26 protein-coding genes are annotated in these 26,404 nt (G+C 38.2%); 23 read left to right on the forward strand and 3 right to left on the reverse strand.

Annotated features, from left to right (window positions below):
- The first annotated feature begins 7 nt into the window (after positions 1 to 7).
- Together murB and IPF86_03515 are read left to right on the forward strand one after the other, a co-directional pair.
- Positions 8 to 1,030, forward strand: coding sequence for a UDP-N-acetylmuramate dehydrogenase (gene murB / locus IPF86_03510; protein ID QQR50120.1), 1,023 nt, complete (start codon positions 8 to 10; stop codon positions 1,028 to 1,030).
- Positions 1,031 to 1,036: 6 nt separating this feature from the next.
- Positions 1,037 to 2,482 carry a UDP-N-acetylmuramoyl-L-alanyl-D-glutamate--2,6-diaminopimelate ligase gene (locus IPF86_03515; protein ID QQR50121.1) on the forward strand — a complete coding sequence of 482 codons (1,446 nt, stop codon included), beginning with the start codon at positions 1,037 to 1,039 and terminating at the stop codon, positions 2,480 to 2,482.
- On the opposite strand, the gene IPF86_03520 is transcribed toward IPF86_03515, so the two are convergent.
- Together IPF86_03520 and IPF86_03525 are read right to left on the reverse strand one after the other, a co-directional pair.
- A complete protein-coding gene (locus tag IPF86_03520) occupies positions 2,472 to 3,881 on the reverse strand; it encodes a hypothetical protein (protein ID QQR50122.1) in 1,410 nt (469 codons plus the stop codon). The two genes, IPF86_03515 and IPF86_03520, sit on opposite strands and share 11 nt — an antisense overlap.
- A gap of 17 nt (positions 3,882 to 3,898) precedes the next feature.
- Positions 3,899 to 5,188, reverse strand: a complete 1,290-nt coding sequence (locus IPF86_03525; protein ID QQR50123.1) for a hypothetical protein — start codon at positions 5,186 to 5,188, stop codon at positions 3,899 to 3,901.
- Positions 5,189 to 5,229: 41 nt separating this feature from the next.
- Between IPF86_03525 and IPF86_03530 the strand changes: the two genes are divergently transcribed.
- A complete protein-coding gene (locus tag IPF86_03530; protein ID QQR50124.1) occupies positions 5,230 to 6,492 on the forward strand; it encodes a UDP-N-acetylmuramoyl-tripeptide--D-alanyl-D-alanine ligase in 1,263 nt (420 codons plus the stop codon).
- Between the two features lie 43 nt (positions 6,493 to 6,535).
- Here IPF86_03530 and IPF86_03535 read toward each other — a convergent pair whose 3' ends face one another.
- Entirely contained in the window at positions 6,536 to 6,970 is a 435-nt protein-coding gene (locus IPF86_03535; protein QQR50125.1) for a hypothetical protein, read from the reverse strand.
- A gap of 107 nt (positions 6,971 to 7,077) precedes the next feature.
- Here IPF86_03535 and IPF86_03540 point away from each other — a divergent pair, with 107 nt between their 5' ends.
- From IPF86_03540 to rpsK, 20 genes are all read left to right on the forward strand, one after another.
- Positions 7,078 to 8,091: a rod shape-determining protein gene (locus IPF86_03540; protein QQR50126.1), complete on the forward strand. Its 1,014-nt coding sequence runs from the start codon at positions 7,078 to 7,080 to the stop codon at positions 8,089 to 8,091.
- A gap of 3 nt (positions 8,092 to 8,094) precedes the next feature.
- Positions 8,095 to 8,787 (forward strand): hypothetical protein, encoded by a 693-nt coding sequence (locus IPF86_03545; GenBank protein QQR50127.1) that lies wholly within the window; start codon positions 8,095 to 8,097, stop codon positions 8,785 to 8,787.
- A 51-nt stretch (positions 8,788 to 8,838) separates the two neighbouring features.
- A complete protein-coding gene (gene frr, locus IPF86_03550) occupies positions 8,839 to 9,378 on the forward strand; it encodes a ribosome recycling factor (protein QQR50128.1) in 540 nt (179 codons plus the stop codon).
- A 2-nt stretch (positions 9,379 to 9,380) separates the two neighbouring features.
- Complete coding sequence (locus tag IPF86_03555; protein QQR50129.1) at positions 9,381 to 10,478, forward strand: site-2 protease family protein; 1,098 nt, start codon at positions 9,381 to 9,383, stop codon at positions 10,476 to 10,478.
- A 113-nt stretch (positions 10,479 to 10,591) separates the two neighbouring features.
- Positions 10,592 to 12,385, forward strand: coding sequence for a translational GTPase TypA (gene typA / locus IPF86_03560; GenBank protein QQR50130.1), 1,794 nt, complete (start codon positions 10,592 to 10,594; stop codon positions 12,383 to 12,385).
- Positions 12,386 to 12,487: 102 nt separating this feature from the next.
- Positions 12,488 to 13,516 carry a hypothetical protein gene (locus IPF86_03565; GenBank protein ID QQR50131.1) on the forward strand — a complete coding sequence of 343 codons (1,029 nt, stop codon included), beginning with the start codon at positions 12,488 to 12,490 and terminating at the stop codon, positions 13,514 to 13,516.
- 145 nt (positions 13,517 to 13,661) lie between these two features.
- The gene (locus tag IPF86_03570; protein ID QQR50132.1) at positions 13,662 to 14,150 is read left to right on the forward strand and encodes a hypothetical protein; all 489 of its coding nucleotides are present in this window, start codon (positions 13,662 to 13,664) and stop codon (positions 14,148 to 14,150) included.
- Positions 14,151 to 14,171: 21 nt separating this feature from the next.
- Positions 14,172 to 15,437, forward strand: a complete 1,266-nt coding sequence (locus IPF86_03575) for a hypothetical protein (GenBank protein ID QQR50133.1) — start codon at positions 14,172 to 14,174, stop codon at positions 15,435 to 15,437.
- 3 nt (positions 15,438 to 15,440) lie between these two features.
- Positions 15,441 to 16,454, forward strand: coding sequence for an endolytic transglycosylase MltG (gene mltG / locus IPF86_03580; protein QQR50134.1), 1,014 nt, complete (start codon positions 15,441 to 15,443; stop codon positions 16,452 to 16,454).
- Between the two features lie 3 nt (positions 16,455 to 16,457).
- Positions 16,458 to 17,009 carry a 3'-5' exonuclease gene (locus IPF86_03585; GenBank protein QQR50135.1) on the forward strand — a complete coding sequence of 184 codons (552 nt, stop codon included), beginning with the start codon at positions 16,458 to 16,460 and terminating at the stop codon, positions 17,007 to 17,009.
- A gap of 1 nt (position 17,010) precedes the next feature.
- Complete coding sequence (locus IPF86_03590) at positions 17,011 to 17,658, forward strand: hypothetical protein (GenBank protein QQR50136.1); 648 nt, start codon at positions 17,011 to 17,013, stop codon at positions 17,656 to 17,658.
- 42 nt (positions 17,659 to 17,700) lie between these two features.
- Positions 17,701 to 18,798, forward strand: coding sequence for a tRNA 2-thiouridine(34) synthase MnmA (gene mnmA, locus IPF86_03595; protein ID QQR50137.1), 1,098 nt, complete (start codon positions 17,701 to 17,703; stop codon positions 18,796 to 18,798).
- Positions 18,799 to 18,829: 31 nt separating this feature from the next.
- Positions 18,830 to 20,587 (forward strand): M3 family oligoendopeptidase, encoded by a 1,758-nt coding sequence (locus IPF86_03600; protein ID QQR50138.1) that lies wholly within the window; start codon positions 18,830 to 18,832, stop codon positions 20,585 to 20,587.
- A 1-nt stretch (position 20,588) separates the two neighbouring features.
- Positions 20,589 to 22,415, forward strand: a complete 1,827-nt coding sequence (locus IPF86_03605) for an alanine--tRNA ligase (GenBank protein QQR50700.1) — start codon at positions 20,589 to 20,591, stop codon at positions 22,413 to 22,415.
- 46 nt (positions 22,416 to 22,461) lie between these two features.
- On the forward strand, positions 22,462 to 23,661 hold the full coding sequence (locus IPF86_03610) for a hypothetical protein (GenBank protein QQR50139.1): 1,200 nt from the start codon (positions 22,462 to 22,464) through the stop codon (positions 23,659 to 23,661).
- A 4-nt stretch (positions 23,662 to 23,665) separates the two neighbouring features.
- A complete protein-coding gene (locus IPF86_03615; protein QQR50140.1) occupies positions 23,666 to 25,066 on the forward strand; it encodes a hypothetical protein in 1,401 nt (466 codons plus the stop codon).
- Positions 25,067 to 25,133: 67 nt separating this feature from the next.
- Positions 25,134 to 25,349, forward strand: a complete 216-nt coding sequence (infA, locus tag IPF86_03620) for a translation initiation factor IF-1 (GenBank protein ID QQR50141.1) — start codon at positions 25,134 to 25,136, stop codon at positions 25,347 to 25,349.
- 95 nt (positions 25,350 to 25,444) lie between these two features.
- Complete coding sequence (gene rpmJ, locus IPF86_03625; GenBank protein ID QQR50142.1) at positions 25,445 to 25,555, forward strand: 50S ribosomal protein L36; 111 nt, start codon at positions 25,445 to 25,447, stop codon at positions 25,553 to 25,555.
- Entirely contained in the window at positions 25,555 to 25,938 is a 384-nt protein-coding gene (gene rpsM / locus IPF86_03630) for a 30S ribosomal protein S13 (protein QQR50701.1), read from the forward strand. Before rpmJ ends, rpsM begins: the two co-directional genes overlap by 1 nt.
- Positions 25,939 to 25,954: 16 nt before the next feature.
- Positions 25,955 to 26,398 carry a 30S ribosomal protein S11 gene (gene rpsK, locus IPF86_03635; protein ID QQR50143.1) on the forward strand — a complete coding sequence of 148 codons (444 nt, stop codon included), beginning with the start codon at positions 25,955 to 25,957 and terminating at the stop codon, positions 26,396 to 26,398.
- Positions 26,399 to 26,404: the final 6 nt, after the last annotated feature.

Consider the following 26,404-nt stretch of genomic DNA (forward strand, 5'->3'; position numbering starts at 1 on the left):
TTTTTATATGAAAATTATTGACCATATTTCGCTTGAGAAGCTATCTACATTTAGTATTGGTGGTACTGCGAGGCATGGCATTGTCATTTCAGACAAAAATGATATTCCTAAAGCGTTTGCATTTGCCGAGGAACAAAAGCTTAGAGTGCATGTTACAGGTGGTGGATCTAATACCATATTTGATGATAGTAAAGAGTTGCCACTTTGTATACTTAAGATAGAAATTGATGGCAAGGATGTACACAATCAAGGAGATAAAATTCATATTTCATTTGGTGCTGGGGTATCTTGGGATGAGGCAGTGCAATATACACTCGATCATAATGCAAGCGGCATCGAAGCATTATCAATGATACCAGGCACTGTTGGTGCTGCCCCGGTACAAAATATTGGTGCGTATGGTCAAGAAGTTTCGCAGACGATTTATGCTGTACATGCATATGACAGCATTGGGAAAAAATTTGTAACATTATCGAATCGCGATTGCGAGTTTTCTTATAGACAGAGTATTTTTAATACAGTGGCAAAAAATCGCTATGTTATTCATTCGGTTACGTTTGCTCTTTCAATGGAATTGCCAGCAGTACCTGTGTATGCGGGAGTATCAGAATTAGTCCAGGCAAAAACGGAAGGAAGTTTGTTGGAAAAAATTAGAGAATCAGTCATGGAGCTCCGTAAAAATAAACTACCAGATCCTTCACATATTCCAAATTGCGGCTCATTTTTTAAGAATCCGATAGTCGCAAATAATCTTATCGAGACTCTGCAAGCTGCTTATAAAACTATGCCAGTCTATAAAGTAACTGATAAGCAAAGTAAATTATCAGCCGGGTGGCTGATCGAGCAGTTAGGTTATAAAGGTACAACCATTGGCCCAGTTGGCATATATGAAAAAAATGCTTTAGTACTTTACAACCGAGGTGGTGCAACACTTATTGATCTAGAACAAGCCATACGAGAAATTACTACCAAGGTGAGTAATCGTTTTGCTGTTACACTTATTTGTGAGCCTCTTATTCTTAAAATATAAACCAATATGGAATTAGAAAAAATATTTATTGATATCCCAATAGAAAAAATTCATGGCAGTTTTGATTGCAGTGTTTCTCATATGACGCTCGATTCTCGCGATGTGCGTGGTGATTCAATTTTCGTAGCAATCAAAGGGGACAAGAGCGATGGTCATGTATTTATTGACTTGGCGATTCAAAGTGGAGCATTAATGATTATTTGCTCAGTGATGCCAGAGAAAATCCATGAAAATATAACCTACGTTTGCATATCAAATATTGAAAGGTTTATTGGAGTTATTGCAAGTCGGTTTTATGGACATCCATCAGAAACACTAAAAGTTATTGGTGTTACAGGAACTAATGGCAAGACGACTATTGCAACACTTCTATATAAAGCAGTGGGACATTTAGGGAAAAAAGCCGGCCTTATTTCGACAATCGAAAATTATGTCTGTGAGAAAGTATTGCAAACAAGCAACACAACACCTGATGCCATAACAATACAGCGATTATTCCGTGAGATGATCAATGCAGGATGCGAGTATTGTTTTATGGAAGTCAGTTCTCATGCGCTTGTGCTTGGACGTGTCAATGGCATAAAATTTCATGGTGGAATATTTACAAATCTAACACTTGATCATTTGGATTTTCATAAAACTCTTTCTAATTACTTAGAAGCCAAAAAACTATTTTTTGATATGTTGCCACAGGGTGCATTTGCACTTGTAAATAGTGATGATGAAGCAACTGCAAAATTAACTAGAGATACGAAAGCAACTATTTCGACCTATGCACTTTTAAAGGACGCTTTTTATAAAGGTGAAATTAAAGAATTAGTATTTCCTAAAATGGCATTTGAGATTAATGGACTCCAGGGTAATTTTAAGCTAGTTGGGGATTACAATGCGTATAATATTTTAGCTATATATGGCACATTACAAATATTGGGCTTTGAGCCAAACAAAAGCATACAAATAATTGAACGACTTGATGGAGCTAGAGGTAGGTTTGAAATATTAGTATCAAAACTTGGCGCTATAGCAATTATCGATTATGCGCATACTCCAGACGGTTTGCAAAATGTTTTAAAAACTATAAGTAATATAAATCAAAACAAGCATAGCATTATAACTGTATTTGGATGTGGAGGGGACAGGGATAGAACCAAACGGCCACTCATGACTGAGATTGCACTACGCTACAGTAATAAAGTTATAGTAACAACAGATAATTCTCGTAGTGAAAATCCAGAAAACATAATTGCTGATATGGTTGCGACTCTTGCAGAAAAGACAAATATTGAAATAATTCTAGATCGTAGTTTGGCAATTGCAACTGCGGTGAAATCATTACAATCGGGAGATATTGTGCTTATTGCAGGTAAGGGTCATGAAATGTATCAAGATATCAAGGGTCTCAAAACTCATTTTAGTGACAGAGAAGAAGTAGAAAAAATTTTTACATTTTAGGAAACTTTTTTTCAAAAAATATAGGCAAGGTTTGGGGTAAGTTATCAAGGCCGCCTGAAGACATTAGGACAACAATATCATCTGCGCCAACTTTTTCATTAAGAAATTGTGTTGCTTCGGTATTCGTACGTACTCCGATGGCCTGAGGTGTATGGATATGTACACGATCAAGAATTTCCTCAAATGAGCTTTGTTCATGGGATGCTTTGCCATGGGTTGGCGGTTCAAAAATAACTACATTGTCAGAATCTCGGAAAAGGTCATCGTACCAAGGCAGTGCAGCCTTATTTCTCCAACTAAATGTATGTGGCTCAAAAACGGTTATTATTTTTTTATTTGGAAAATGGAGTTTTAGTGCGTCAAAAACACTTCTCGCTTTTGCGTAGGATGAGCCAAAGCCATCATAAATATGCACAGTTGTTTTTTGTGACTTTAAATTAATTCTTCCCTCTAAGCCTTCGAAAGATGCAAGTGCGAATTTAATTTCATTTGGTGTAAGTAAATTTTTTTCTAACAATACAGCGCTGACACCGATGCAATTTTCGATATTGTGTTTCCCAAGTAGTTTAGTTTCTAAAGATATAATTTTTTCCTCATCGTGATAAAGATCAAAGCTTGTTATATGGTCAAAAATTAGATTTTTTGCGTACCACCCATTTTGGTTAGCCAGACTGTATGTACTTTTGTTTGATTTGGTCTCTCTTAGTAACTGTGGAATATTGGGATGTTCGATTGCTGCGACAATGAGTCCATCACTTGGTAGGTTTTGTAAAAGTTTCTTGTATGGTTTTAAATAACTTTCTTCTGTTGGAAATATATTGAGATGGTCATGTTCGCCTGAGGTGAGTAATAGAGTGCTTGGGGTATAGTAAAGAAATTTTGAAGTAAGATCCCAATTAGCGGATGGGTATTCATCGCCTTCAATAATAAAAAGTTCACCATCACCCAAGTGAGCTGTCTCTTCAAAGCCTAAGGGCACGGCACCAATAAAATAGCTAGGGTCTTTGCCATTTTCTTTGAGACACCAGGCAAGCAACGCGGTACATGTAGATTTGCCGTAACTTCCTGCCACAACGATAGTCTCCTTATCTTTTGCCAGCTCTCTAATAATTTCTGGAAACGATGCAATCCGAATGCCAGAATCAAATGCTGCTTTCACTTCTTCATTTTTCTCTGGTACCAATTCTGCATGTTTGCCAATAATAATGACATCAACGTCACGTGGAATATTTTCTTTTGCATAGTGTGGTGAAAAAGAAATATGCTGATTTACTAGATAACTAAATACTGGTTCGTATGTGCCACTATCTGAGCCGGTAATTTCCCAGCCTCTCTGTTTTAGCATGCTCGCAACACCACTCATGCCTTTGCCGCATATACCAATAAAGTGTGCTTTCATAACAAAACTATATCACATTAGCCTATGAGTACTTCTTTCATTGTAAGTAGGTATTCACCAAACAAATCTGAAGATTGAGATTTATTCTCTGATCCCAATAGGATATCGATCGGGTGCAAATTTGGCTGCTTTGGAAACATGCCTGTTGTCAAGTTATCTGTTGGCACTTTTTCTGGTTTGTATTTAGTAAATAATGCAAGCTTTTGCCACTCCTCTTTGTATTTTGAAAGGTATTCTACTTGTCGAAAACTGCCGAGACATTTGAAATGATTAAGTAATGAGAGAATAGTAAAAACAAGCAGTGTGCCAGGGCATAGATCTCGCGATTCGAAAGCTTCAAGCAGGTTTTCTTTAGTTAATTTTATTACGGTTGATTTGCTTTGTATAAAACCTTTGTAGAGAATAAATGTCTCTAGTTTGGAATGCTTACTATTTGATTTACCGTAAAATAGACAAACCTTTTCTCCAAATGCTCTTATGATCTGCTCTTGGTGCTCCTCCTTTAGAAGTATTTTTGTTATTGGATGATTATCGTTTTCTAGTACCTTTTTTATATACGACATGATTACTTCATTAATATCTACATAAACAGACGTAGTCTGTGGGAATAGACGTTTGGCAATTTTCGAATGGTTTCCCAAAACCCATGCTGAAAAAGAAGTTTCCTCATCTGGTAGTGCAAATACTGATTTTGCTGTATCGGTAAAGTATTGTGCGTAGTGGTGTGCTTTTGATGGGATAGTACTTCGATATACTAATGCGTCTTGCATAGAAGAAGGTATAAAAGATATTTTCCTGACTTCCGATACGGTTTGCGCAGATCGTGTCTCCGCTGAGATTATTTGCTCACGTTCTAAATCTTTGGGAAGCTTTACTAATGACTCAAGTTTAGTAGTAGCTCCATAATGAATGCAGCCAGGGCGAGTGAGATTCGAAAACGGTATACCAGAGAACATTGCAACAATATAGTAATCTTTTTTACCAAGTGATGAATTCGAAATCCAATCAATGCAAAACATTCGTGATGTATGAGAAATGCCTAAATGTGGTGCGGTTTGTATGACGCGTGATCGAGTAATATAGTCTCGTATGTTGGAACTTTCCTCAGTCGGATACCCTAATCTGGTGAGTTCTTCTTGGAATGCTTCATCTAGTGCTTGCTCAAGAGGTAAAATTGGTTTGTAGCTATAGAGTTCACGGCTGTAGTTTTTGATGGATAGATGCGCATGTGATTGGATAGCTTGAGCGAGGTAAGGTTTTTCTTGAGCTTCTAATATTTCCACGAGGCTTTCAATCTCTTTTTCCATATAGTTAGTATAGCAAAGTATTAATTTGATATGATAAAACCATGACAGATGTAGAACATATATATAAGCTCTATAAAGTGTGTCCTAAAGTTTTTACTGATTCACGAAAAGTTGAAGTAGGAGGCATTTTCTTTGCTCTCTCTGGTGAACAATTTGATGGTAACGCCTTTGCAGAAAAAGCACTTGAGCTTGGTGCCCGATCTGCAGTCATTGATAATGAAATATATAAAAAAGATGAGCGATATATCGTTGTACCCAATGTACTGCAATCATTGCAAGAGTTGGCAAGAAAACATCGTGAGCAATTTACGATTCCAATAATTGGCATAACAGGCAGTAATGGAAAAACGACGACAAAAGAATTGTGCAGAGAAGTGTTAAGTCAAAAAGGGTATGTGCTCGCGACGGAAGGTAATTTGAATAATCATATTGGCGTACCACTGACGATCCTTACACTCACTCATGAACATCAATACGCAATTATTGAAATGGGGGATAATAAACGCGGAGATATTAAAGAATTATGTCAAATTGCGAAACCAACTATTGGCATTATTACAAATGTAGGTAAAGATCATTTGGGTGGCTATAAAAACCAAAAGGAAAATGTCGCAACTAAGCTTGAACTCTTTGACTATCTCAAAGAGCAAAATGGTGTCGTGCTCGTCAACAGTGAAGATGCAGACTTGATGAATGCAGCAGAACATATTGAAAAGAGTATATATACACCGAGTAACTATGAAGTAAAACTAGAAAATGCATATCTTACGTACAAACAAAAAGACGCTTGGATACCAACAAAACTGTATGGATTATTTAATATTGCAAATATAGCTTGTGCTAAAGCGCTCGGAGATCATTTTGCTACAAATAATAAAGAGATGGATAAAGCAATAAGTAATTATGAACCGCTCCTCATGCGTTCGCAGATTGTAGAGACGAAGACAAATACGATTATTCTGGATGCTTACAATGCGAACCCATCATCAATGGTACTTGCGCTTGATTCATTCAATATACTTGAAAGCAAAAATAAAAAAGTCGCCATTTTGGGTGATATGTTGGAACTTGGAATTGAAAGTGAGGAAGAGCATAGAAAGATTGTCGACTTGGTTGAACAGTATGGAATCGAAGCTTATTTGTATGGTCCAGAATTCTATAAAAGTAAAAATGACAAAGCACTTTTCTTTCCAAATTTTGAAACGTTATTTGACCATATTACAAATATGAAATTTTCGAATACAACAATACTTTTGAAGGCATCACGTGGAATGAAAGTAGAGAGATTGGTGCCAGTACTGTAAAAAGAAATTCCCCATTCATCAGAATTGATAAAAGGGGAAAGATTTATATGCACCAGGGAAATGCACGTAGTGATTTATAATTACTGATGGTTGTGACAATAGTCCCAACACTTAGTCCTATTGGAAACCCGATATATACCGGAGTAATGGAAGAGTGTGTTAGCAATAGTAATGCAATAAATATTTGTATTGCAACGTAGCTGTACAGCACCTGGTTAATTTTAGGTCTATAAATTTCTACGGAGAGTGCTATGTCATTATTTATATCCTTAATAATGGCGTTAATTGCAATCTTTAAGGCAAAGGCTGTGAGACCCGCGCCATAAATGCTGAAGCCGAGGTTGAACACTAGTGCATTATTTTCATTTACGCTTATTAGTAGTACGATAGCAATTGCGATTGCAATAGAGTCGCCTATATTAGCCCAGATACTGGTTGGAGTAAGAAAGATGAGCTTGAATATCCGAAGTAGTTTCATTTGCTTTGATTTAAGTTAAAAGAATGTTGAATTTATTTAATCACATCTTAATACATTAGTCAATATTTTTTATCGTCCGGTCGAGAATATGCTATTATCAACTCCACATGGGACTTTTTTCTAAAAAATTAGGCATTGATTTAGGGACGGCCAACACGCTCGTGTTTGTTCCAGGCAAAGGCATTGTCTTAAACGAGCCTTCAGTTGTCGCTGTTTCTGAGCTCGATAATAAGATTTTGGCTATCGGCAACGACGCCAAAGAAATGATCGGACGCACACCAGAAAGTATTATTGCCTACCGTCCAATGAAAGATGGTGTGATTGCAGACTATAGGGTAACAGAGGCTATGTTACGTTATTTTATCTCCAAAGCTCTCGGCAAATGGAATCTCATCAAGCCTGAAGTTATGATCTCTGTGCCTGCGGGCGTGACCTCGACTGAACGCCGTGCAGTTGTTGAGGCTGCGATCAAAGCTGGTGCCAAGAATGCATATGTTGTCAAAGAACCGATCTTGGCAGCGATCGGAGCGGGTATACCGATCCATGAATCTCGAGGCTATATGATCGTTGATATCGGCGGAGGTACGACAGATGTGGCAGTGATATCTCTTGGCGGTATCGTTGCGTGCACGTCGGTCAAATGTGCTGGCAATAAAATTGATCAGGCAATCGCTGATTATATTAAGAAAACATTTAGCTTGGCTATCGGAGATAAGACTGCTGAAGAAGTAAAAATCCGTATCGGGGCAGCCGTACCACTCGAAGAAGAACTTACGATGACGATCAAAGGTCGTGACTTTATCCAAGGTCTACCACGCTCAGCACAAGTGTCGACCAATGAAATCGTCAAAGCTATCGATAGTGAACTTAGGCAAATGATACGCGCCATTAAAGATGTGCTCCAAGAAACCCCACCTGAGCTTGCCTCAGATATTATTGATCAAGGCATCATTATGACTGGTGGTTCTTCTATGCTTCGCAATCTACCAGACCTCGTATATAGAAAAACTGGTGTCAAAGCGAGACTCGCCGAAGATGCACTGTATTGTGTCGCCAAAGGCACTGGTATCGCTATCAACCATCTCGATACCTACAAAAAGACGATTATCTCTAAGCGTTAGACTATGGAAGATATTTTTGCGCATCTGTCACTTGAAAAGCTACATCATGCGTACTTAGTGCCGTATGCCCATGAAGGAACGAAGGCTGCATTATTGGAATTTCTCAAAAAAGAAAATGTTACTCTAACAGAGAATCCAGATATGTATAATGCAACATTTTCAACGTTTACTGTTGAAGATGCAAGCATACTTAAGTCTCAACAATTACTGCGAGGAATAGGGAACGGAAAAAAGTTTTTCATCATTTATTTTACTGCAATGACGAGTGAGGCTGAACATGCACTCCTGAAAGTACTTGAAGAACCAGCTCGTGATGTGCATTTTTTCTTTCTTACCCCACAGAGCGCAACGATGAAAGATACATTGCTATCTCGCATGCAAATTATCGTTGGAACATTTGCAAATGAAGAGATACGAAATGCAAAAATGTTTTTGGAATTCGCAATACAGGAGAGATTGGCATTTGTTACAAAATTCCTAAAGGCATTCGATGATGAAGAAGACACAGGGAAAGTTCGCAATGCATCGATAAAACTTTTGCAGGGTATTACATCGATACTCTATGACACGAACCATGATCTTGTACATACTAGCCCAGCATTATTTAGAGAATTGGAAAATTGTATTGTGTACCTCCATGATCGAGGGTCATCGCCAAAGATGCTTTTGGAACACATTGCACTAATGCTACCGTAAGTATCCAATTGTGATTTGTGCAGATACAAGAAAAAAGCTACACTTAGATCCATGGCATACAATTTCTCATCATTTAAAGATAAGATTGCGAAAGCGGAAGAATGGCTTTTGCATGAATACGCATCACTTCATACAGGACGTGCAAGTCCAGCAATACTAGACGGTATAACTGTCGAATCATATGGCACTATGCAGACACTAAAAAATGTTGCATCTATCGGTATTGAAGATGCCAAAACACTCAAAATCGCTCCGTGGGACAAATCACTGATTCCTGAAATCCAAAAAGCAATCGGTGCAGCAAATATTGGCCTATCAACAGCGCCGGATGATACAGGAGTTAGAGTTATTTTCCCAATGCTGACGACTGAAACGAGAGAGCGATTGGTCAAGGTCGTCAAAGAACGACTCGAGGATGCACGTATTACGATTAGAAAAGAGCGCGAAGAAGAACAGTCAAACATGAAGGATGCAGCAATGTCCGAAGATGAGCATTTTAGAGCTAAAGAAGAATTACAGAAGTACGTTGATGAAGCAAACAAAAAACTCGAAGGGTTGTTTGAGAAAAAGCAAACTGAAGTAATGAATTAAATATGTCTATACTTATTTTTATAATCGTCTTATTAGTGCTCGTTACTGTTCATGAATTTGGGCATTTTATTGTTGCCAAAAAATTTGGTATTAAAGTGGATGAATTTGGTTTCGGCTTCCCACCACGGGCAGCTGTACTCGGTAAAATCGGTGAGACGCTCTACACAGTAAACTGGATTCCATTTGGAGGCTTTGTAAAAATTTTTGGCGAGAATCCTGATACTGAATCAATGACCGGACCTGACAGTAGTAGAAGCATGGTGAATAAACCCAAACTCGTCCAGGCAGCAGTCTTGTTTGCTGGAATCTTTTTTAATATCGTTTTCGCGTGGATTCTGATTAGTGTTGGTTACATGACAGGATTGCCGACATCAGTCTCTGAGGCGCCGAAAAACGCGACTATTACAAACCAAGTATTGATGATTACAGAAATATTGCCAAATTCACCAGCACTAGCTGCAGGACTCAAATCTCAAGATATTATTACGAACATTTCAGCTGATGGCGATACGATAGGTATACTAACGCCAGAATCATTGCATGACTTTATTATTGCACATGGCGATAGTGACATCCTCATCACCTATGAACGCGACAAAGTAGAAGCAACGACGAGTGCACGTCCGGTAGCTGGCATTATTGGTACTGATAAGGGTATTGGTATAGCAATGGATGCCGTTGGTATTATTCGCTTGCCATTTTTCTCTGCGATAGGTAATGGTGCCAAGACGACTGCATACTTGTTAGTAAATACGCTCAAAGGTTTCGGCATGCTCATAAGTGGGGCGTTTAATGGAACAGGGAATTTAGATCAAGTGTCTGGTCCAGTGGGTATAGTGAAAATAGTTGGTGTGGCATATAACTTCGGCTTTGCATACTTACTCTCATTCACCGCACTCATATCGATCAATCTTGCAATCATCAACCTGATGCCATTTCCGGCACTCGATGGCGGACGACTACTCTTCATCCTCATCGAATCCATCAAAGGCTCACGTATTAATCCGAAGGTGGCAAATATTATCAATTTCGCTGGCTTCATAATATTGATAGGCCTGATGCTCCTCGTGACTGTGCATGATGTGATAAAACTTTTCTAAATATACAAAAAGAAAAACTAATGATATTCATTGGTTTTTCTTTTGCTTGAACAATTTTTGTTTTTCATGTATAGTATTTCTGCATTCCTTGCGGGGAATTTTTTATTTACACTATGGCAACCTACAAACAAATTAGAAATATCGCTATCATTGCTCACGTTGACCACGGTAAGACGACACTTACTGATGCGCTTTTAAAACAGCAAGGTATGACAGAAGGTGATGTAACGATGGATTCAAACGCGCTTGAACTTGAACGCGGTATTACTATATATGCAAAAAACACTTCGCTTTTCTATAAAGATACAAAAATTAATATTGTAGACACACCAGGTCATGCAGACTTTGGTTCTGAAGTTGAGCGCGTACTCCGCGCTGTTGATTGTGTGCTCCTCGTTGTTGATGCTCAAGAAGGTCCTATGCCACAGACACGATTTGTCTTGAAGAAGTCTCTCGAGCTCGGTATGAAACCTATCGTTGTCATTAATAAAATCGACAAACCTGCAGCTGATCCTAATCGTGTTCATGAGGAAGTATTAGAACTTTTCTTAGAACTCGGTGCCAATGAAGATCAACTTAATTTTGAAACTATTTATGCGATCGGACGGCAAGGTATAGCAAAGCGAAGTCTCACTGATGAATCAAAAGATTTAACACCATTACTTGATCTTATACTAACAGCTGTGCCAGAAGCATCTGGTAAAGAAGATGCACCGTTTACTGCACAAGTATTTAATTTAGCGTACGATAATTTTTTGGGTCGTATGGCTATTGTCCGGGTATATCAAGGTATCGTCGAAGATGGTAAAACGCTTACTGCAATCATGCCAAATGGTGAGCGTCGAGTAGGGAAAATTACCAAGCTCTTTACCTTTGAAGGTATCGCTCGTAAAGAAGTCAAAAGTGTTAGTGCCGGCGACATTGCCATGATTGCAGGTATTCCTGATATTTATATTGGCGAAACACTTTCTAATGATGCAGATATGGCTCCGATGCCTGCGATTGCGATCGATGAACCAACGATATCTCTTCGATTTCTTGTTAATGATTCACCATTTGCGGGGCGCGAAGGTAAGTTTGTTACGGGGCGTCAGATTCGAGAGCGACTTGAACGTGAGCTCGAGATAAATGTTGGGCTTCGAATTGATTTTGATACGAGTGAATACTTTTTAGTGTATGGACGTGGGGAACTTCACATTGCAGTACTTTTGGAAAATATGCGCCGAGAAGGTTATGAGCTTCAAGTGTCACAACCGCATGTCATCATTAAAGAAGAAAACGGCGAGAAGTTGGAACCATTTGAAGAAGTGGTGATTGATGTTCCGGAAGTTTCTTCTGGTGTTGTCATTGAAAAGTTAACCAAGCGCCGTGCGCTCATGACAGAAATGCGAGAAAAAGATGGTCGCATGCGTGTTGTTTTCGAAATGCCATCACGTGGACTTTTGGGGTATCGAGGTGAATTTGTTATTGATACAAAAGGTGAGGGTATTATTTCATCTCGCTTTGTTGGTTTCAAGCAGTATGTCGGCGAAATCAAAAAACATGAATTAGGTTCTATGACTTCTATGGTCAAAGGATTTGCGGCCGGCTACGCACTTTGGAATTTGCAAGACCGTGGTGTTTTATATATTGAACATGGCGCAGAAATATACGAAGGTATGGTTATTGGTAATGTGACCAAAGGGGAAGAAATGGTGGTAAATCCAAGCAAAGGCAAACAGTTGACCAATGTCCGTGCGTCAGGAACTGATGAAGCGATGGTGCTCAAACCGGCGTTTATTCTTTCTATCGAGAGAGGACTTGAGACTATGGCACCAGATGAATACCTAGAAATAACACCAAAATCAGTCCGATTGCGCAAAAAATACCTTACTGAGCTCGAACGGTCAAAGAAGGGCAAGGAGTAAAAAGGCTAGTTTTCCCCATTTTTGCACATGCTTGACAGGTTTTAGTATATCGAGTATAGTAAATATGACTTAGTTATTAACGTTTATATATTTATATATTTTATGGCAACAACAAGCTTCAAACCTAAACAAGTTACGAAAAAAATCTTATCACCACTTCAAGACCGTGCGTATGATGTTATCCTTTCCCGTTTCGGGCTAGGTGATGACGCCAAGCGCAAGACGCTCGAAGCTATCGGTGAGACATATGGCATTACTCGTGAACGCGTTCGTCAAATCGAAAACGCGGCTTTGCAGACGATCAGAAAATCAGATGATTTTAAAGAACAAGAATATATTTTTGATGAATTGAAAGGTATTATTGAATCATTGGGTTCTGTTGTTGCTGAAGATGATTTACTTGAACATTTAGCTAAGGATGAATCAACGCAAAATCATTACCATCTCTATCTGGTGCTTGGTGATGAATTTGAAAAAAGCAAGGAAGATGACATGTTTAAAGCTCGATGGAGCGTTGATCAAGAGGTAAGTAATAGCGTCCATACATCACTCGAGAAATTATATTCGTCAATCAAAGATGAAGAACTCATACCTGAAAGCGAACTTATTGCAAAATTCCTCGAGCATTTAAAGGATGTTTCAGAAGAATATAAAAATAAAGAAATTGCTCGACGATGGCTTAATATTTCTAAGAAAATCGACAAGAACCCACTGGGCGAATGGGGTAAATCAGATTCAGCAAATGTTAAAACCCGCGGTATTAAGGATTATGCTTTTTTGATGATGCGCAAGCATGGCTCTCCGATGCATTTCCGAGAAGTTGCAAATGCTATCTGTGATACGTTTGGTAAAAAAACTCATGTGGCTACATGTCATAATGAACTTATTAAAGATGGACGTTTTGTATTAGTTGGTCGTGGTGTGTATGCGCTTAAGGATTGGGGATATGAGGCAGGTGTGGTTAAGGAGGTAATCAGAAAAATTATCAAAAAAGAAGGTCCGCTTTCTAAGGAAGATATAGTAGAGAAAGTTATGAAAGAGCGTTATCTTAAGAAAAATACTATTCTTGTTAATCTCCAAAATCCAAAATATTTCAAGAAAAACAAACAAGGATTGTATACGATCGCATAAATTTTATTCCCGAAAAGAGCAGCAATAATTTTAAAAGTCTTCGGATCTCCTGTCAGCAGACAGGCCAGACATTTTAAAATTATTGCTGCTCTTTTTCTGTTACCCTCGTATGTAACTGTTTTTTATTATTTGCTATACTACACCCATGGAAAATCGAGGATTTGTGAATATACTGCTTATTATTTTTGGGTTTATTTTAGTAGGTATTATAGTAGGATTTTTTGCTTCGAGACATTCAGTTTCACCGATAGTATTCCCAAACATAACTGGCAAAGAAACCGCCTCACCATTTACGACATTTACTACTGCAAAATGCGGTCTTGTTATAACATCCCCAGAGCCTAATGCAACAGTAACAATACCCATTGTTGTAACTGGCTATGTAAATGGCTGTGGATGGAATGAAGATGATCAAAATGCCGGGACAGTAGTGCTCTTGAATGACCAAGGTCAGGTTATTTCAGGTACATACGTGCTATTTGTAGGTCAGCGCCCACTTTTTTCTTCTGCAAATTTTACAGCAACGATTTATTCTTCTGGCAAAAAAACTACAAATATGAGTCTGCTTTTCAAAAGCAATGATATTCCGTCAAAGCAGCAAATCTTCCAGCTTCCTCTTATATTAAATAAATAAAACATAGTATACTCTACATATATGGATCCGAGTTTTGTTGGTGGAACGTTTGTACAATTACTTTTCTTTATTTCATCTTTGGCGCCAATTTGGTTTCCGATTGTGTTGGTTTTCGTGGCATGGCATTCGTGGCTGCGTTATGTTCGACTTAGTTTCATTTCGAGCCTCAAATGGACACTCTTAGAAATTCGTTTGCCACGTGATGTATTTAAATCTCCTCAAGCGATGGAAATAGCGCTTGTTAATGCATTCCATCAAGGTGGGGGTGTGGGTACCTGGTATGCAAAATATTATCTTGGAAAAGTGCTCATGTGGTTTTCGCTTGAAATTGTATCTATCGATGGTAATGTCTTTTTCTTTATCCGCATCCCCTTAAATTTCAAAAGCTTGGTTGAATCCCAGATCTATGCCCAGTATCCTCAAGCTGAGATAAAGATTGTTGAAGACTACACCGATCGCATACCGCATGAAATGAAAACTAATGCATGGAGCATGTGGGGCACTGAATTTGAATTTACCAAACCTGACGTTTATCCAATCAAAACGTACGTTGATTATGGCTTAGATAAGAGCACGAGTAGCCTAGATCCTGAGCAGCAAATCGACCCTATGACGCAAATGATTGAGTTTATGGGCTCTCTCGGCAAAGGTGAACAATTGTGGCTACAGATTATTATCCAGGTTCATTCAAAGCGATTTTCAGAACCGGGTAAAATGTTTGGTGGTCGCAATTGGCAAGGGCTCGCAAAGGAAGAAGTACAAAAAATCGTCAAGGATGGATTGCTTACAACTGGTGATGAAAAAATAAAATCAACTCTCAATCTCACCAAGACACAACAAGATGTCATTACTGCCATTGATCGACATATAGAGAAGCCAGCATTTGATACAGGGATCAGGGCGATTTATTTAGCAGAGAAAGATAAATTTAATCCGATCAACATCGTCGGCTTGCTTGGTATGTTTAAGCAATACAATTCAAATACCCTAAATGGCTTCAAGCCACGTAACCTAACAGATTTTGATTACCCGTGGCAAGACCGAAGTGGTGCTCGTAAGGCCGCACTTAAATTAGAGATGTTTGAGGCATATAGACTTCGATCATATTTCAATGCACCACATAATAGTAAAAAAGCCGGGGGAAAACATATAATCAGAAAACCACTTGTACTATCAAGTGAAGAATTGGCCACACTGTTTCATTTTCCTGGTCGTGTATCTGAGACACCTTCATTTGGTCGTATTGAGTCAAAGAAAATTGAGCCTCCACAAAATTTGCCACTCTAACCTATGTCTTTTCAAGAAAATCCTACAAATGAGCACAGTATTTTACCTCGTACTTTTAATAAAAGTAATTTGCATTTTCTTATTAGACAGTGTATTTTTCTTGCTGTCATTTTATTTACGGCGAGACTTGTCTTTCTCATATTTGTACCGGCAGCTACGTTCACGCAAGGCTCGATTATTCGTGTGTCACGCGGGGAGAGTCTTATGCATGTGAGCGAAGAATTAAAAAAAAATAATATCATTTCATCCATTCCTCTATTTCAATTCTTTGTCGTACTTAATGGAGGTGATCGCAGTATAGTGGCTGGAGATTATTATTTTGGTAGTGCGCAGCCAGTCTATACTGTAGCCAAGCATATGGTAGAAGGCAATTTTGCTATTACTGCAACAAAGGTCACAATTCCTGAAGGATTTACTAATAGCGAAATAGGGCAAACATTTGATAAGTTATTCCCATATTTTGATTTGGCAGCTTTTGATGAATTAACAAAAGACAAAGAAGGTTATTTGTTTCCTGATACGTATTTCGTCTCGCCTTATAGTGACGCAGCATTTTTAACGAGCACACTTGAAAATACTTTTACAAAAAAGATTTCAACACTCACAGAAGCTATTGCTTCAAGCGGTCATACGGAAAAAGATATTATAACCATGGCTTCTATTATTGAACGTGAGGCGCGCGGTGATGATGATCGAGAAGTCATTTCTGGTATACTTTGGCACCGAATGGCGATTGGTATGCCGCTTCAAGTCGATGCAACCTTAGGTTATGTAACAAAGAAAACTAGCAGTGAACTGACGCTTACAGACCTTGCAAGTGATTCATTGTATAATACCTATACTCATACTGGTCTGCCACCTGGTCCAATTGCTAATCCAGGAATGCTTGCAATAAAAGCAGCACTAGAGCCTAGTGCATCGCCGTACCTCTTTTACCTCCATGATAACGACGGGGTGATACATTACGCAAAAACTTTTGATGAGCATAAAGCCAACAAAGCCAAATACCTAAATTAATATATGCATACACAAAATTTAGCCTTTATAGATACTGAAACAACAGGACTTGATATTGAAAAGCATGAGATTATTCAGCTTGGTTGTGTAGTAGTTTCGCAAACGCCAGGCGCTAGTAATGGCGAGGTATATGATATTGTCGAAGAATTTGAATTAAAGATTAAGCCCGCAAGGATTGAAGATGCAGATAAGACTGCACTTAGGATTAATGGGTACAACGAGGCTGACTGGGTACTTGGTTACACACTTACTGAAGCAATGCAGATCTTTGCCAATAAGACCAAAGATGCCATCATGGTAGGACATAATTTGCCATTTGATTTCGCTTTTATTACCAAGGCTTTTGCAACGACTGGTGTCGAGAATAAAATGCATTACCACAAGCTCGATACGATTTCTATAGCCTTTGCAAAAGCTAAGAAGCGTGATGATATCAATCGTTTCTCGCTTCGATCATTATGCGAAGTATTTAAAATTGAAAATACGCGCGCACATACGGCACTTGCGGATGCACGGGCGACATTTGAATTGTATAAAAGGTTAATGGCGCTTTAAAATGAATCACGGTCTTGAAAATCACTTTGAAAATGGTGAAAAGATGTCTTTGGGATCTGCCCTCTCTGAAGTTTTTGAAGCTCACAAAGCAAAAAGTCTCATTAATTCATATTCTATCCGGACCTTAGAATTATCAAGATCTTATTTTTGCAAGATAAATTACAAAAGTCCATATAGTAAAAATGCAAAAATATATTTTACTATTAATTCAGAATCTTATGACGTTCCAAATTACCAACTTACTGAAAGAACAAGTATTCACGAGGTAGAACAATTATTGAATACGATTTTTGAAAATAATGAAACGTTTCTAAAGACAAGCAGAATTGGACAAGAAAAAGGCATAAATGCTGAGAATATGTGCCAGCAAGCCCTACTTATTTTGCAAAATCAAGGGAAAATCACTACATTTGAAAAAACTAATTTATGGGAGGAGGGGAAAGCAAGAGATTTTAAAATAGAATACAAAATTTTTATTATTCCATTACAAATTAAATCTTCAACAAAAGGACAATTTGAGCACAAGAAAAATGCTCTTGGTGTACCTTCATTAGTAATAAAAGACACAGATAGGGTTGAGTCAATTACTGAAAAAATCATGAAAATTGTCACTGCCTATGAAGAAAAAGGAAATATTCTTCATTTGTAACGCTTTGCCCCATCTTTCAAAAAAGGTATAGTAATAAGCCATATGAATAAAAGCAGAAAAAAACAAACTGTCTTTGTTGGGGTTTCGGGCGGTGTAGATTCCTCGGTCTCGGCGTATTTGCTCAAAAAAGCTGACTACAATGTTGTCGGTGTTTTTATACGTACATGGCAACCGGACTTTATCGAATGTACCTGGCGGGAAGAGCGACGAGATGCTATGCGGGTCTGTGCCCATCTAGATATCCCATTTCTTGAGTGTGATGGGGAAGTTGCGTATAAAAAGGGTGTTGCAGACTATATGATCGAAGAATATAGACAAGGACGAACACCAAACCCAGATGTGATGTGTAATCGAGAAGTTAAATTTGGTGTATTTTGGCAGTTTGCAAAAGACTATGGTGCGGATTATATAGCAACTGGACATTACGCACGGGTTAGTAAAAAGGAAACAGCAAACAGTAAACAGAGGGTATTAGAAATGGGTGTTGATACGACTAAGGATCAAAGCTATTTTCTCTGGACACTGACAGAAAAAGATCTTGAGCATACACTTTTTCCCATAGGACATCTCAAAAAAACAGAGGTTAGAAAAATCGCAGCAAAGATTAAATTACCAACTGCCGCTAAAAAAGATAGCCAAGGGGTATGCTTTTTGGGGCCCCTCAATATGAAAGAATTCATAGAGCACTATATTCCAAAGAAAACAGGGAATGTGCTTGATACAAAAGGCAATATCATCGGTACACATGATGGTGCGGTTTTTTATACATTGGGCGAGCGTCATGGTTTTACTATTACAAAGAAATCGGCAATTGATAAGGCATACTATGTTGTCGCTAAAAATATGAAAGCGAATACAATTACGGTTTCTGCATCAACAAATAATATTTCTAATACCGGTATTTTGCAAAATAACAGTATTGAGCTCATTGGAGTGAATTGGATACATGGGCTACCAAAAGATGGCAAAGAGTATACTGCCCAGATTCGCTATCATGGTGAACAGGTACCTTGTACAGTTACGAGCAATAAAGCTAATAATGTCACAGTTTTTTTCACTAAGGAAATCTTAGTTTCTCCCGGACAATCCATCGTTATCTACAATAAAGATGTATGCGTAGGTGGTGGCATTGTTAAATAAAAATATTACAAATATTTGCTATACTCACTACATGAAAACAAAATGGAATTTAAAGCTACTGTATAAGTCACTTGAGGATCCTCAAATCAATAAGGATGTTTCAAAACTTGAAGAATCCTACCAAAATTTTAAAAAGAAATACCAAGCTCAAAATTATTTACATGATGAAAAGAAATTACTTGAAGCTCTCGAGTTATATGAGAGTTTTGATCTTATACAAAACCCACTGTATTACCTATTTTATTTCACTGATATTCAAAACGGGAATGCTAAAGCGGAAGCATTACGAAGCAGTATTACGCAAAGATTGACCAATGCAAGCAATCAGATTGTCTTCTTTACATTATCCCTAGCCAAGATCTCTAAAGCTGAACAGCAAAAAATACTTACTAATAATAAATTCAAAAAATTCCATCATTTCTTAGAGCAAATTTTTATCACTAGTAAGTATCGTTTGACAGAATCAGAAGAGAAAATTCTTAATCTGAAATCGCTTCCCGGCCATACATTATGGAGAGAAGGGCAAGAAAAACTACTCGGGAATACGAATGTCATTTTTAAAGATAAAAAAATGTCTATCGGTGAGGCTATGAATAAAATACCAGAGTTATCTTTAAGGGAAAGACATGGATTGAATGAACAAGTAATGAAAATGTTAAAATCAATTAGCCATTTTGCTGAAAGTGAAATGAACGCATTAATTATTGATAAAAAAATCAATGATGAATTGCGAGGGTATGCACATCCAGCCAGCGCAACTATCATTGGTTATGAAAATGACGAAAAAGCAATATTAAATTTTGTTGAAACTGTTAGTAATTATTTTCCTATAAGTCATCGGTTTCTTAAAATAAAACAAAAAATGCTTGGTTTGAGAACATTAACCTATGCAGATCGTTCAGCTCCTGTAGGTAAAACGAAAAGAAAAATATCATTCGAAAACGCCATTGAGATTATCAAGGTTGCATTTGAGAAGGTAAATCCTGAATATCGAAAGATATTTGAAAACTATTTGCGTAATGGACAGATTGATGTTTTCCCGTATCCCGGCAAAAGAAGTGGTGCCTATTGTTCGTCTGATGAGGTGCGACCGACTTTTGTACTTCTAAATTATACAGAAAGTATGAAGTCAGTAATGACAATGGCCCATGAAATGGGTCACGCTATTCATGCAGAATATTCTAAAACTCAGCCGATAATTTCAAGGAATCATACAATTGCAACTGCGGAAGTTGCGAGTACGCTTTTTGAGAATTTTGCATTCGAAGAAATATTTGCAACTCTGAGTGAGGAAGAGAAAATTATTGCTTTACATGATCGAATCGGTGATGATGTGCAAACAATCTTTCGACAAATTGCTTGTTTCAATTTTGAAACTGAACTTCATCTAACCGTCAGAGAAAAAGGTACTCTTGCAAAAGAAGAAATTGCTAAACTTATGAACAAGCATATGGGTTCGTATCTTGGTCCAAATTTTAAATTTACTGAGCTTGATGGGTATTTCTTTGTCTATTGGTCACATATTCGTCAGTTTTTTTATGTGTATTCATACGCATATGGCCAGCTCATAAGTAAGTCATTGTATGCAAAATACAAAGCTGATCCATCATATCTCTTAAAAATTGAGGAATTTCTAAAAGCCGGTGGAAGCAAAAGCCCAGAACAAATTTTTAAAGATATAGGCATTGATACTTCTAAATCAGGCTTCTTTATAGAAGGGTTGAAAAGTATAGAGGCAGATATAAAACGCTTGGAGAAATTGGTTGGGAATGGTAAAAAGAAAAAGTAATATGCGATCCGAAGAAATTAGAAAACGATTTTTAGCATTTTTTGAAAAGCGTGGCCATACGATTATTCCATCTGCGCCCTTAGTGCCCCAGAACGATCCGTCAGTGCTTTTTAACACTGCAGGCATGCAACCGCTCGTGCCGTATCTTCTCGGTGAACCACATCCAGCTGGTAAACGAATAGCAAATATTCAAAAGTGTGTACGCACAGGTGATCTTGATGATATTGGCGACAATCGTCATTTTTCTTTTTTTGAAATGATGGGTAACTGGTCGCTTGGAGATTATTTTAAAAAAGAAGCAATCAGTTGGAGCTATGAATTTCTGACATCGAAAGAAGAGGGGCTAGGGCTCAACCCTAGTCAGCTTTATGTGACTGTATTTGAAGGCGATGAGAACGCTCCACTTGATATGGAGTCGATAGAAATCTGGAAAAGTCTTGGTATTCCCGAGAACAGAATCTATGCACTTCCGGCTGATGATAACTGGTGGAGTCCTGGAGATAATGGTCCGTGTGGTCCTTGCACAGAAATGTTTTACGATGTGACAGGTAAAGTTGGCGATCTTACTCAAGAGCAATTTATTGAAGCAGTGAAAAAGGAAGATGTGATAGAAATATGGAATGATGTTTTTATGGAATATGAGAAAAAAGATGGAAAGGTGATCGGGAAACTTGCTCAAAGAAATGTTGATACTGGCGCTGGTCTTGAACGTATTACAGCAGTGATGCAAGGAAAGAAAACAGCATATGAGACGGATTTGTTTGAAGAACTAATACAGAAAATACAGAAATTGTCGGAAATTAAAAATGAAAAACTTGAAAGAATTATTGCTGATCATATTAGGACATCAATTTTTCTAATTTCAGACGGAGTTATTCCATCTAGTTCTGCGCAAGGATACATTCTTAGACGTTTACTTAGACGAGCAATTCGTTCCGGACATGCATTAATAACGAACGTAAGTGGAAATTACAATCAATTAGTAGAGATTGTAGTAAATAAGTATCAGGTCAGTTATCCTAACTTGAAAGAAAATAAGAATAAAATAATTTTAGAGCTAGAGAAAGAATTTGATAAATTTATTAATACACTTGAACTTGGCTTAAAAAAAATTAAAGAGTTATTTGGAAAGGAGGAAGATATAAATACTTTTGGTTTAAATAGTGCTATTTTGTTTGATCTTTATCAGACATATGGATTTCCACTTGAGCTTAGTATTGAAGAAATAAATAGAGAGCGTTCTAACCGAGGTCTTCCAGTGTTAGATGAACAGCTACGAAAAATTTACCAAGAACAATTTAATAAAAATATGGCTGAGCATCAAAAGCTTTCTCAAACTTCATCCGCTGGCATGTTCAAGGGCGGACTGGCCAATCATAATGAAAAAACAATTCGTCTTCATACAGCGCACCACCTACTTCTTGCTGCACTTCAACAAGTTTTAGGCAAAGAAGTAAAGCAACGCGGTAGCAACATTACTGAAGAGCGATTGCGCATTGATTTTTCTTTTGACAGGAAGATGACTGATGAAGAGAAAAAGCAAGTTGAAGATATTGTGAACGCCAAAATCAAGGAAGGATTAATTGTCGAACGGTGTGAAATGTCAAAAGCTGAAGCTGAAAAGTTAGGCGCTGAAATGGAATTTGGGACAAAGTATGGCGATATGGTCAGTGTCTATCTCGTGCATAATAAAAACAGTGGTCATTTTTCAAAAGAATTCTGTGGTGGCCCGCATGTTGGCAATACGAGCGAGCTTGGCATATTTAAAATTCAAAAAGAAGAAGCATCATCGCAAGGTGTGCGTCGAATTAAAGCCACACTGGGGTAGCTGTCACTTCCTATTGATGTAGAGTTTGCTATACTCTATGTATCGTATGGGATTTTTTTCTTCATCAAGTGGCAGAGGCAATCGTGTACTTATTCTTGATATCAGATCATCAAGTGTAGGTGGCGCGCTTGTTGAGTACAAAGAACCTTCTCATGGTCAAGGCAAAACATTGCCGAGTATTATCTATACCACTCGCAAAGATTTGATTTTCCAGGAAGATCTTAACTTCGAAATCTTCCTGGAAATGATGCTCAAGTCGCTCGAGGAAGTAGTGGTCGATGTACTCCACGCAAAGCTTGGTGCACCGAGCGCTATCTACTGCGTTCTTGCGTCTCCATGGTACGCATCACAGACACGAGTAGTCACGCTCGCAAAAAATACACCGTTTATTTTTACAAAAAAGTTTGCGCAGGAATTGATAGACAAAGAAATAGCTTTATTTCAAAGCGAACAAGTAACTAAGTACCAAGAACTCGGACAAGCAGTTCGCACAATTGAAGAACAGACCATCGAAGTTGCCTTAAACGGCTATAGCGTCAAAGATCCGATTGGTAAGCAGGCGCGGGAGCTATCGATGACGCTTTTTTTGAGCTTTTCTCCAGAGGTTGTTATCAAGGCGATTGAAAATAGTATCCATAAACATTTTCATAATAGGCACATAGCGTATTACACGTTTGCGTTTGCCTCATTTATTACACTACGAGATCTTTTTATGAATGAGGATACGTTTTTACTTGTAGACGTTGGAGGAGAAATAACAGATATATCGATTGTTAAAAATGACCTTTTGTTGCAGTCAGTTTCTTTCCCTTTTGGTAAGAACTTTTTACTTAGAAAAATCAGTAAAGCGCTCGGCAAGTCTGGTGGGGAAGCATTGTCGCTCTACCGTATGTATGCAGATATGAAATTGGAGAAAAATACGATTGATCAATTGGCAAAAATTCTAGCAGAAGCCCGCGTCGAGTGGTTAACACAGTTCCAGCATTCGTTGGAAGACATTAGTAAGGAGTTTACTTTGCCGGATACAATTTTTATGACAGCTGATCGTGACACTGTCTCCTGGTTTGTCGACACGCTCCATGCTGAGGAATTCCATCAATACACGAGTACCAAAAGCACATTTAAAATAGTAACGCTTACGCCGCAGCTTGTGAGTGAATATATTCATTTTGGTTCAGATATGCCGAGAGATTTGGCAATAATGCTCGAAACTATTTTCCTTACTCGAATAAAAGGTGTAAAATAGAACTATGCCTAAAAAAATTGTTGAAGATATGGTCAAATCAAACAAACGTGAGCCGTCAGTATTTTTTTCTGAATTGGCAAAAGCAACAAATAAAAATTTAAGTGGCATGACACCACAAAAAACTATTCCTGTTGGAGAGGTGACTCCACCTTTACCACAAGCTCCAATGCAGTTTGAGCCTATGGTGCAAAAAGCAGCAATACCCACTCCTGTTCTATTATCGAAACCAATACCACCAGTTCAAAGGCCGCCAGCAGGAAGAAAACTTCATCCTGGAGCTATGCTCTGGACTGTAGCTGGACTCACGGTCGTTATCTTGCTATTCGCACTCTCCTTCCTTTTCTCAGGAGCAACAGTAACGGTAAAGCCAAAAAAAGTATCACTTGATTTGGTAAGTGATTTTACTGCCAACAAAGATGCTGTTATGCCGACATTGCCATTTCAACTCATGGCCATAACTGCTGATCAGACTATTGATGTACCTGCTACAAGTAGCACAACTGAAAGTAAGAAAGCAACAGGACGCGTGATTTTATATAATGCCTACAGTGCATCTCCACAAAATTTATTGATTAATACGAGGTTAGAAGCGGCGTCAAATAATAAAATTTACTTTACTGATACGGCAGTTGTTATACCAGGGCAAACGGTTAAAAACGGTCAAAAGATTCCAGGTCAGATTGAAATTGCTGTGACGGCCACTGAGCCCGGTCCAGAGTACAATACTGATTTGACGGATTTCACCATAGTTGGTTTTAAGGGTACGTCAAAATACACAGGCTACTACGGTAGATCAAAAACAGAAATAACAGGTGGCACCTCAGGCCTGGTCAATACAATTACTCCAGAAGCTGCAACAGCGGCATATACTGACGTATCAACCAAGCTAGAGAAAACACTTGCTGATCGTATTCGCAATGAATTACCTGAAGGATTCGTACTGTTTGATGACGCATTGTTTATAACTCTTGATTCAAAAGTACCGCCTACTCAATCATCTGAACCGGCTATACCAGTTACCGCAAGTGGCAGTGCGCAAGCTTTTATCTTTAAAAAGACCGATCTCTACCAGACTATTGCTAAATCATTAGTTCCGAACTTCGATGAATTGCCAGTAACTATTCCTAACCTAGATTCTTTGTCGTTTACACTTACTAATAAAGCAACAATGAATCCAAAGTCTGTCACATCAGTTTCGTTCACTCTCGGTGGTCAAACAAACATTGTATGGGATGTTGCTAGTGAAGAAATCATTGATAGTTTACTTGATAAGAAAAAAAGAGATTTTGAAAGTATTATGAGTACCTATAAAAATATTGATAGTGCATTGGTCGTACTGCGGCCATTTTGGCAGACGACATTTCCGAGTAAACGCGAGGCTATCCATGTGCTACTCTCTGAATAGAGGAATTATGCCCATATATTGCTTGACTCTTCTAGTTATTTTTGTTAAGGTTGTATTTGTTTAAAACATGAGTGAAAAAAGCGAAGAAATACGAATGGGAACTATCACAGAAGCATTACCAAATACGCTTTTTCGTGTGGCATTTGATGAGGTAGGAGAGCCAACGTTGGCATATCTTTCCGGTAAAATGCGGATGCACCGAATCAAAGTATTACTTGGAGATAAAGTGGAAGTTGTCATTGATCCATATGGCGGCAAAGGACGTATTGTCAAAAGATTATAAATAGGTTATTATGTACTCTCACTCATTCATGACGTGAAAGTAAGTTACTAATTAAGGGACATACCCTTAATTTTCAATTGATTAATCATTTTATTATGAAAGTACGCTCAAGGGTAAAAAAAATGTGCGCGAAATGTAAAATTGTTAGCAGAAAAGGTCATTTTCGCGTCATTTGTGATAACCCAAAGCATAAGCAAAAACAGTAATTATGAGAATTCTTGGTATTACAATTCCGAATGAAAAGCGATTGGAGATTGGACTGACGTCTCTTTTTGGTATAGGTATTTCTCGAGCTCGATCTATCTTGGATGAAGTCAAGATTGCTCACAATATTAAAGCCGGTACACTTACCGTTGATGAAGAAAATAAAATTAGAAAAATCGTTGAAGGTCTAAAAATTGAAGGCAATCTAAAGCGTGAAGTCGCTGCAAATATCAAACGACTTAAAGATATCAAAGCGTACCGAGGTGTTCGCCACATGAGACGTTTACCTGTTCGTGGACAACGTACGAAGACAAACTCCCGAACTATTCGAGGCAATGTCCGAAAAACCATGGCATCAGGCCGACGTAAGACTGAGAAAACCTAATCAATAATTATTTAGTATGGGAAAGAAAAAAATTATAACCAAAGAGAAAGATGCAGAAACTGCTGTTGAAGGAGAAGTCAAAGTAGCTGCAGCACCAAAAGTACCAAAGAAAAAGGTAGTGTCTTCAACGCTCCACGTTGAGGCAACATTTAATAATACGAAGGTGGTACTTTCAGATAAGTCAGGTAATACGCTCTTTTGGTCATCAGCAGGGTCTCTCGGGTTTAAGGGTGCTAAGAAAGGTACACCATTTGCCGCTGCTAAAGTTGGTGAAGTGTTGGCAGACAAAGCGTTGGCGCTTGGTATTAAAGACTTTGATGTGATTATTAAAGGTGTTGGCTCTGGTCGGGAATCAGCAGTGCGCGCATTTATGGCTCGAGGATTTGAGCTTACTGGTATTAAAGATATGACGCCAGTGCCGCACAACGGCCCAAAGCAAAAGAAGCCACGACGAGTGTAATATATT

This window comes from Candidatus Nomurabacteria bacterium (assembly GCA_016699085.1).
Classification (GTDB): domain Bacteria; phylum Patescibacteriota; class Minisyncoccia; order Phycocordibacterales; family UBA9973; genus CAZLWF01.